This is a genomic window from Actinomycetota bacterium (assembly GCA_035759705.1).
Classification (GTDB): Bacteria; Actinomycetota; CADDZG01; order JAHWKV01; family JAHWKV01; genus JAJCYE01.
Window position 1 is genome coordinate 1 of sequence record DASTUJ010000036.1, and the last position, 7,758, is coordinate 7,758.

Sequence of the window (7,758 nt, forward strand, 5' to 3'; positions counted from 1 at the left end):
ACGAAGTCGGCGAAGCCCGACGGGGCTGCCATGGTGAGAAGCCGGGCGCCGGTGGGGCCTACCTTGAAGGTGTGCTCGATGCCCATGGGGAGGAAGACAAAGCTGCCGGGAGCCGCCTCGAATTCCCCATCACCGCAGAAGAAGGTCGCGTCTCCCTCCAGCACCCACCAGGCCTCGTCCTCCCGGCGATGGATGTGCCGGGGGGCTGCGTAGTTGGGGGGCAGGAACTGGTCGATAAGCTCGAAGTGCCCCTGGGTCTCGGCCCCGGTGGTCTTCGCAACCATGAGACCCCCGGCGAACCAGTGGGCATCCCCCTCTTCGGGCGAGAGGACGTACGGGCGCTTGGTGAGCGACGGTGATGACATCCGCAACCTCCTGTAGACTGACGAATGGTGAGTAGTATTGGATAGATAAAGGTTCTCGTCAAATGGCTAGGAAGTATCGCATGTCGACCCGGGCTGCAACGGTCGACTCGACCAGGACGAAGATCGTCGAAGCTGCAGTACGGGTGCACGCTCGGCAGGGAATCGCCACCTCGAGCTGGGAGGACATTGCCCGCGAGGCGGGAGTAGCGCTCGCCACCGTTTACCGGCACTTTCCCTCGCCTGACAGCCTGCTTCCGGAGTGCGCCCGAGCCGTGTTCCAGGGGGCAAGGCTGCCGACCCTGCGCCAGGCTTCCGAGGAATTTGCCGGAATTGACAGTCCTACGGAGCGGCTGGAGAAACTGGTCCGGGAGTCCTGCCGCTGCTACGAACAAGCCGAAGAATGGCTGAACGTAGCCTTCAGGGAGGCTCACCTTGTTCCGGCCCTTGCGGCGGAGATTAGTATCCTGCGCAGCTCCCTCGACACCCTCGTCCGGGCAGCTTTGGGCGAGAGCGCCTCAGAGTCAGGGGCAACGCAGGGAGTGAGCGCAATCGTCGACTTTCCGTTCTGGAAATCGCTGATCGACCGGGGAGTACAGCCCTCGGATGCGTGCAGGACAGTCACCCGCCTGGCGGCGAGTCATCTGCAAACGGAGGACGTGGATCCCTCCCAGGGTTGATGAAGGCGATCGGTGCAAAGGGACTCCCAGCGTGATGGGCCGAACTGGGATCACCTGCCCAGCGGCTCTGCGCTCCGGACCGATGAGACGACCTCGAGGATCGCTTGACTGGTGGCGGCGGCGTAGTCCTCTTCAAAAACCAGGTCGTTGTGGGTAGCGCCGTCGATCACGCGGTTCACGCTGTTGGTCGACAAAGTAGCCAGGTCTTCCTGCGCCGCGAACCATTTGGCGTTACTCCCGCTGCCGGCTGTCAGGACGACCAAAGGCTTGTCGGCGAAGTCAGCGAGAGATGCAGCTTGACCCGCCGAGGCCGCCCCCTGGACGTACTCCTCGATCCAACTTTGAACATAACTAGGGGTCGTGGTGCCGGCTCGTGCCTCGTCTCGACTTTGGGGCGGCAGACTGCCGTAATCCGACTGGCCGGCCAAGCGCCCCAAACCCAATCTCGCCGAGGACGAGAGCAGTACGGAGACACGGCCCACGATGTCGTAGGAGCCCTCGTTGTCGGGAGGTGTCGCCGGGGTTGCGGCCGATGCCGGCGCGGTGGAATCCACCAACACCATTCCGGCTACCTCGTTGGGGTAGCGGGCGGCGAAGGAGAGTGCGTAGAGGCCGCCGAAGGAATGGCCTGCTATCACATAGGGTCCGGGAACGTTTCCGCGCTGCAGCAACGTGTGGAGGTCGGTAGATATCTGCGCCCCGTCCTGTGGGCTGTCAGCGGGCTCGCTCCAGCCGCGACCTGCGCGGTCGTAGACGCAGACCCGGGTGTCACGGGCGACCGCCGGCGAGATCCACGCTAGAGCCGCCGACATCTCGCCGGCACCCGGTTCGAGGACCACGGTGGGACTCCCTGAGCCGCTGCAGCTCAGGTGCAGGCTATGTCCACCCACATCGATCAACTGACCTGACATTGGGAAGTCGCCTTCATCCAGCGCTCCACTCACCGTCTCGTAGCCACCACCAACCGCGGCCAGAGCCATCATGGCGACCACTGGGTAGAGCAGCAATAGCCTGCTCGGGCTACGAAGTTGCCGACGCGCTCGGACGATCATCCAGACCACTAGCGCCAACAAGGCGGGGGGCCACACCCAGCTGAGCACATCATGGACCCCGGAGCCGAAAGCTACCAAGAGAAGACCGCCCAGTCCCATGAACAGCGCAGGAGCCGCCGCCCATCGTTGTGGCTGATCGCTGAACCGCACCGAGAGCACGGCCAACATCGCCCAACCCAGCGCGAATCCGCACAAGAGTGCCCCGGTGAGCTTGCTCTCCTCTGCCGGAATGAACGGGGCGACAACAAGAAGTAAACCGACAACTAGTCCAGTGACCAACGACCCCGCCATGATCCAACCAATGTGTCCCGTCGGCCCGGGATCAAGTCGGGAGGTCCGGACCTGACCACTGTCTTGGGGGTTAGGCGTGTTGGTCACGATGGACATCGATTCTAGTTCTTATTGGGGCAAATTCCTGGGGAAGATCTACCTCATGGTTGTGCCGCTGCTCCCGCCGCTTCCTGGAATATCCGACCCACGTTCTCCGGTGCAAAGAACTCCGCCGGCGAACTCACTCCGGCCGACACCCGGATGAAGTGGTCGGAGGCCTCCTTGTTGCCGTGGACCGCTCCCAACAGCTGCTGCATCTCCGGCGGCGGCGGCTCCAGGGTGGCCAGCTGGCAGGTCAACTCGTACATGGGTAGCACGTGCTCATCCCTGGTCGACTGGTACTCGGCCATCGCCGACTCGTAGGCCGCGGCGCCCGAGAACACCTGGTCCAGGGCGTTCGCACACAGCTCGGCATCCCGGAACGCATCTTGAATCCCCTGAGCGGTGATGAAGTCCTTGTTGTAACCGGCGTCGCCCACCAGCGCCCAGCCGCTACCGTACGGCTTGCGGAAGTAGTTGGCTACGGCGGCTCCGACGATTCGCTCCTCACGTTTGGCGGCCCGGACCCGCTCGGCGAACTCGGGAACCAGCTCGAACATCCCCATCCAGTTGCCCTCTACGTCCCTGCGCATCTGCTCGAACTCGGCGTATGGCCACCCGCCGACCACCAGCGTCAGCCCATCGTTGGTCGGCCAGGCGGCGAAGCCCCGGCCTTCGCGAACGTAGGTGTGGAAGTCGGTCTCGGGGAAGCCGCTGAAGAGGCTGTAGTAGGCAGCCAGGATCTCGGGCTTGTCGTTGTACGATTCGGCCCCGACACTCTTGGCGACGAGCGAGTGCCTCCCGTCGGCTCCCACAACCACGGCGGCGGTTTCGGTGACCCGCATGCCCCCCTTGTCCCGGCCGGTGATGCCGGTGACCCGGTCGCCGTCGTAGGTCAGCTCCTCCACCACGAACCCCTCCCGAATCTCTGCGCCCGCCTCTGAGGCAGCGTCGAGCAGGATCTTGTCGAGCAGGGTTCGGCGCGGGGCGTACCCCACCGGCGACTCGGGCGTGCCGGGGGAGCCGGTGATTGCAAACGGTCCGATGTCGAGCGTGTAACTTTCGATTGGAGGGCAGCCGGTGGCCACGACCTGGTCCAGGACACCCCACCGATCCATCGCCGAGACGCCGGGCGGGTGAATCATGAAGGTCGACACGGTGTCGCTCGGGAAGGTAGCCCGGTCGACGACCAGGACCTTGTAACCCATGCGGGCGAGCAGCATTGCCGTCGGGGAACCGGCGCAGCGGGCGCCTACGACTATGGCGTCGTAGCGGCTGCCGGACGGGGAGACTTCACTCATGGGGGGCTCCTGTCTGAGGTTGACGCTAGGTGAGTGCCGGCAGCGCTCAGATCGTTACGTCCCTACAAAGGGGAGAGTGCCTTTCGATGACCCGGGGGCTCGCAGCCAGCACTTCGGTTGCCTACTCGACTAGACCGGCCCTCCGGGCCAGATCGACAACGGCTTCCACCATCATCGGGGAGTCCAGCAGCACCCGGTCGTTATGGTTGGCTCCCGGGACGGCCACCGTAGCGGCATCGGAAGCGGCGTCGGCAACCGTCCGGCTCTGGGAGGCGGGCACTATCGAGTCATTCTCCCCGTAGACGACTGTGACCGGGATATCCAGCTTCGCCACATGGTCGGCTACCGGGAAACGGTCCTTCAGCAAAAGCCGCACCGGAAGAATTGGGTAGTGGATTCGGCCGATCGTGGCCAGGTCGACGAAAGGCGAACGCAGCAGCAGGCCGGCGGGCGCATGTTCGGTTGCCAGCTCTGCCACCACGGCGGCCCCCAGGCTCTCGCCGAAGAACAGCAACTTGTCGGGCGGCAGACCAGCCTCATCGACCAGGTACTCGAAGGCGGCCCGGGCATCCAGGGCCAGGCCGTTCTCGGTTGGCCTGCCGGGGTTCCCCCCGAATCCCCGGTAATCGAACAGGAGCACCGCAAAACCTTGCTCGGCAAGCACCCGGGCCAACGGGGCCCGCATAGAACGGTTCCCGGCGTTTCCGTTGGCCACCAGCACACCGGCGGCGGGCGGCGGACCCGGCGGGATCACAAACCATGCACCCAGCCGCAGGCCATCCTCGGTTCTTAGGGAGACCTCCCGGGCTCCCTCGAGAACGCCGGCGGCGTCGGGAACCGGAGAGGCGGTAGGAAGGTAGATCAGCTTGCGCTGAAACATCCATATGAGAAGCAGGAAAAGCCCGACGATTCCCAGCACTATGGTTAGGAGGCGCATCATGTGGCTCAAGCCTGTTCCTTTCCGCAACCCGACCCGAGGAGCGCGGGCCAGTAGACTTACCTGTCATAGGCGGTAGCTAGTCTCCTTTTATGAGACGAGGAGGTGCCACTTGGCAGTATCGGCAGAGTCCGTTCCCCGGCGCTACACCTATCCGGACCTGGCCGCGTTCCCGGATGACCACCTTCGCCGGGAGATCATCGACGGCGAGCTGATCGTGAACGCTGCCCCGGTGACACGGCACCAGAGTGCTGTGGCCGCGATCCTGGTTGCTCTTTTCAACCACGCAAGAGCCTTCGGCGGCAAGGCGTTGTGCGCTCCTTACGATGTCGTGTTTGCGCTCGACAACGTCGTCGAGCCCGATGTCCTTTTTATTCGATCCGATCATCTGGACCGCCTGGGCGCCCATTACCTGGAAGGTCCGCCGGACCTGGTGGTCGAGATATCGTCGCCGTCCACCCGGCGCCTGGAACTGGTCCGAAAGCGCGAGCTCTACCAGCGGTTTGCGGTCCCCGAGTACTGGTACGTCGACCTGGAGCTGGACCGGGTTGAGGTGTACGTCTTGAAGGAAGCTGGCTACCCGGCTCCGGCTATCAAGTACCCCGGCGAGACGCTGGAACCGCCCGGGCTACCGGGTCTGTCGGTGCCCGTTACCGAGGCCCTGGGAGACTGAGCTCGATCGACGCTACCTTTGGTCGTTAACCGACCGGCACCTTCGGCCGCTTCTTCTTCTTCGCCAGCTTGCGATACTGCCTGGCCTTGCCCTGGGCGGTCATCGTGTGCGGGTGTGCGTCGCCCAGGATGCGGGCGCTGTCGGCGGCCACGGCCTCCTGCATGTCGGCGGCTCTCCACACGTCGCCGGCGGCGAGGTAGTAGTCCGCAATGTTTCCCCGGATGTTCAGCGTTCCCGGATCGTCTGCTCCCTGGGCCCGGGTCACCATTTCCAGGATCTCGTGCTCCCGGATCAGCATGCTGCGCTGGGGCTCGGGGATCGAGTCCGGAACCGGCTCCACCACTGCGGCCAGCTCTTCGGTCGGCTCGTGGGGCGGCTCGATCTCGTCCTCTAGCTCCGCGGCCGGCTCGGCTTCCACCTCGGCAACGGCCGGTTCGGGCAAGGGCTCGTCCACCTCGACCAATTCGGGTTCGGTGCCAACTTCCCGAACCGTAACCGGCTCTTCGATCGGCTCCGGATCCAGAATTATCTCCTGCGCCGTGAGCGGCTTAGCGATAGGTTCCGGCACGACCTGCTCTTCCACTACCGGCTCCGGCTCCGGCGGCAGTTCGCTGACCAGCTGCATCCGCTTCTCCCGCTCCGCCGGCCACCTAAGCCGCTCGATCCCGTCATCCGGCTGGGGAATCAGGGTCGAAGGCTCGAGCGCCCGGTCCGCTGCCGAGTCGGCGGAACCCTTTGCGGCTTTCGGCTTCCTCTGCGGCGGCGAGATCAGCCAGGCCAGGCCCCCGAGCAACGCCATCCCGACAATCGGAACGATGATGGACCGCGCAGTGAACGGGGCAGGTGAGCCCTCCTCGAAGCCGAGCAGCTCGAGCCTGCTCGCCAGCAACAGCAGCGCAGTTGTGACGGCCAGGTAGAGGGCTCCCGCCAATCCCAATCCCAGTGTACCGAACCGAATCACCGCCACCGCCAGCAGGATGCCGATGATCCCCATTAATACGAGGATCGGTCCGATCGGCGTGATGTCCCGGTAGCTCTCCGACCACAAAAGCAGATGGATGACGCTGGTCGTTATCAACAGGGCGCCGCCGCCCAGCAATGCGGATTCTGCCATCGAGCGGCGTTGCGGCGGGCTGTCCTCGGGCATCCGCTTTGCCATCGGGTTGGATGTTTTGGAGGGGGATACTGCGGGCGCTGGCGCTGGCATCAGCCGTCCTTCCGGTCGTAATTCCGCTCGAGAACTGGTCGAATCCGGTTGCGTTGTGCTCGCCATTAACTATGGTCCGTCGGTGCCCCCGCGTCCACCCCTTTTGCTCACTCTGAGTGGCTTTTAGCCCCCGAAACCCTCACGAGGCCGCTCTGGTAGGCGACGATCACCAGCTGCGCCCGGTCCCGGGCCCCCAGCTTCATCATCGCCCGGTTCACGTGGGTCTTCGCCGTCAAGGGCGACACGAAAAGTCGTTCCCCGATGGCCTCGTTCGACAGCCCTTCACCGACCAGCGTGACCACCTCCCGCTCCCGGGCGGTCAGGAACTTCAACGCCTCCGGCTCGACGTACGAGCCCGGCTCCGATGCGAACTGCGCGATCAGGCTCCTGGTGGCTTTCGGCGACAGCAGCGCATCCCCGCTCGCCACAATCCGGATCGCCGCCAGCAGCTCGTCCGGCTCCACGCCCTTGCTCAAAAAACCGCTGGCGCCGGCCCGGATTGCCTGGACGACGTACTCGTCCAGCTCAAAGGTCGTGAGGATCACCACCCGCACGCCGGCCAGGTCCTCCTCGGCGGTGATCAGCTTGGTTGCCGTCAGGCCGTCCATCTCCGGCATCCGGATGTCCATCAGCACGACGTCGGCCCGGGCGCTGCGGGCCAGCGCGACCGCCTCGGCCCCCGTCGCCGCCTCGCCGACCACCTCCAGATCGGCCGCCGCGTCGATCAGCACCTTGAATCCTGCCCGGATCAGGGCCTGGTCGTCCGCCAGCAGGACCCGGATCACTGCGACGCCACCGGCAGCGTGGCGTGAACCCGGAACCGGCCGTCGGGCGCCCGGCCGACCTCTATCGTTCCGCCCACCGCCTCGACCCGCTCCCTCATTCCGACGATCCCGTTGCCCGGCTGGTCGGGGCCGCCGGAGTCGCCCCGGTTCAGCACCTCGATGCTCAACCCTTCGTCGGAGTAGTCCAGCCGCAGCTTCGCCCCGGTGGCCGACCCGTGCTTGTGGGCGTTGGTCAGCGACTCCTGCACCACCCGGTAGCCGGTCATCTCAACCGCGGGGGACAGCGGCCGGTGCTCGCCGGAGCTTCGCCACTCCACCTCGAGGCCGGACTCCTGGAACGATCGGATGAGCTCGTCGAGCTGGTCCAGCGTCGGCACGGTCTCCACCGGGGC

The 7,758-nt window shown here is 65.2% G+C and carries 9 protein-coding genes; 2 read left to right on the top strand and 7 right to left on the bottom strand.

Annotated features, from left to right (window positions below; all coding sequences use genetic code 11):
* Nucleotides 1–365: cupin domain-containing protein (locus VFV09_02110; protein ID HEU4866498.1), on the bottom strand; the 365-nt coding region annotated here is incomplete at its 3' end.
* A gap of 62 nt (nt 366–427) precedes the next feature.
* On the opposite strand from VFV09_02110, the gene VFV09_02115 reads away from it, so the two are divergent.
* Nucleotides 428–1,042, top strand: coding sequence for a TetR/AcrR family transcriptional regulator (locus VFV09_02115; GenBank protein HEU4866499.1), 615 nt, complete (start codon nt 428–430; stop codon nt 1,040–1,042).
* A gap of 50 nt (nt 1,043–1,092) precedes the next feature.
* Here the strand turns inward: VFV09_02115 and VFV09_02120 are convergent, their stop codons facing one another.
* The 3 genes from VFV09_02120 to VFV09_02130 form a co-directional block, all read right to left on the bottom strand.
* A complete protein-coding gene (locus tag VFV09_02120; protein HEU4866500.1) occupies nt 1,093–2,049 on the bottom strand; it encodes an alpha/beta hydrolase in 957 nt (318 codons plus the stop codon).
* A 476-nt stretch (nt 2,050–2,525) separates the two neighbouring features.
* Entirely contained in the window at nt 2,526–3,764 is a 1,239-nt protein-coding gene (locus VFV09_02125) for an NAD(P)/FAD-dependent oxidoreductase (GenBank protein ID HEU4866501.1), read from the bottom strand.
* Nucleotides 3,765–3,885: 121 nt separating this feature from the next.
* Nucleotides 3,886–4,704, bottom strand: coding sequence for an alpha/beta fold hydrolase (locus VFV09_02130; protein ID HEU4866502.1), 819 nt, complete (start codon nt 4,702–4,704; stop codon nt 3,886–3,888).
* A gap of 109 nt (nt 4,705–4,813) precedes the next feature.
* On the opposite strand from VFV09_02130, the gene VFV09_02135 reads away from it, so the two are divergent.
* A complete protein-coding gene (locus VFV09_02135; GenBank protein ID HEU4866503.1) occupies nt 4,814–5,374 on the top strand; it encodes a Uma2 family endonuclease in 561 nt (186 codons plus the stop codon).
* Nucleotides 5,375–5,399: 25 nt separating this feature from the next.
* Here the strand turns inward: VFV09_02135 and VFV09_02140 are convergent, their stop codons facing one another.
* The 3 genes from VFV09_02140 to VFV09_02150 form a co-directional block, all read right to left on the bottom strand.
* On the bottom strand, nt 5,400–6,533 hold the full coding sequence (locus VFV09_02140) for a hypothetical protein (protein HEU4866504.1): 1,134 nt from the start codon (nt 6,531–6,533) through the stop codon (nt 5,400–5,402).
* Between the two features lie 155 nt (nt 6,534–6,688).
* Complete coding sequence (locus VFV09_02145) at nt 6,689–7,366, bottom strand: response regulator transcription factor (GenBank protein HEU4866505.1); 678 nt, start codon at nt 7,364–7,366, stop codon at nt 6,689–6,691.
* On the bottom strand, nt 7,363–7,758 hold a 396-nt coding region (locus VFV09_02150; GenBank protein HEU4866506.1), incomplete at its 5' end, for an ATP-binding protein. The genes VFV09_02145 and VFV09_02150, both read right to left, overlap by 4 nt.

Bases quoted from the DNA above. Each gene is read 5' to 3' on its own strand.
- VFV09_02115 (HEU4866499.1), top strand. From the start codon at position 428: ATGGCTAGGAAGTATCGCATGTCGACCCGGGCTGCAACGGTCGACTCG.
- VFV09_02125 (HEU4866501.1), bottom strand. From the start codon at position 3,764: ATGAGTGAAGTCTCCCCGTCCGGCAGCCGCTACGACGCCATAGTCGTA.
- VFV09_02130 (HEU4866502.1), bottom strand. From the start codon at position 4,704: ATGATGCGCCTCCTAACCATAGTGCTGGGAATCGTCGGGCTTTTCCTG.
- VFV09_02140 (HEU4866504.1), bottom strand. From the start codon at position 6,533: ATGGCAAAGCGGATGCCCGAGGACAGCCCGCCGCAACGCCGCTCGATG.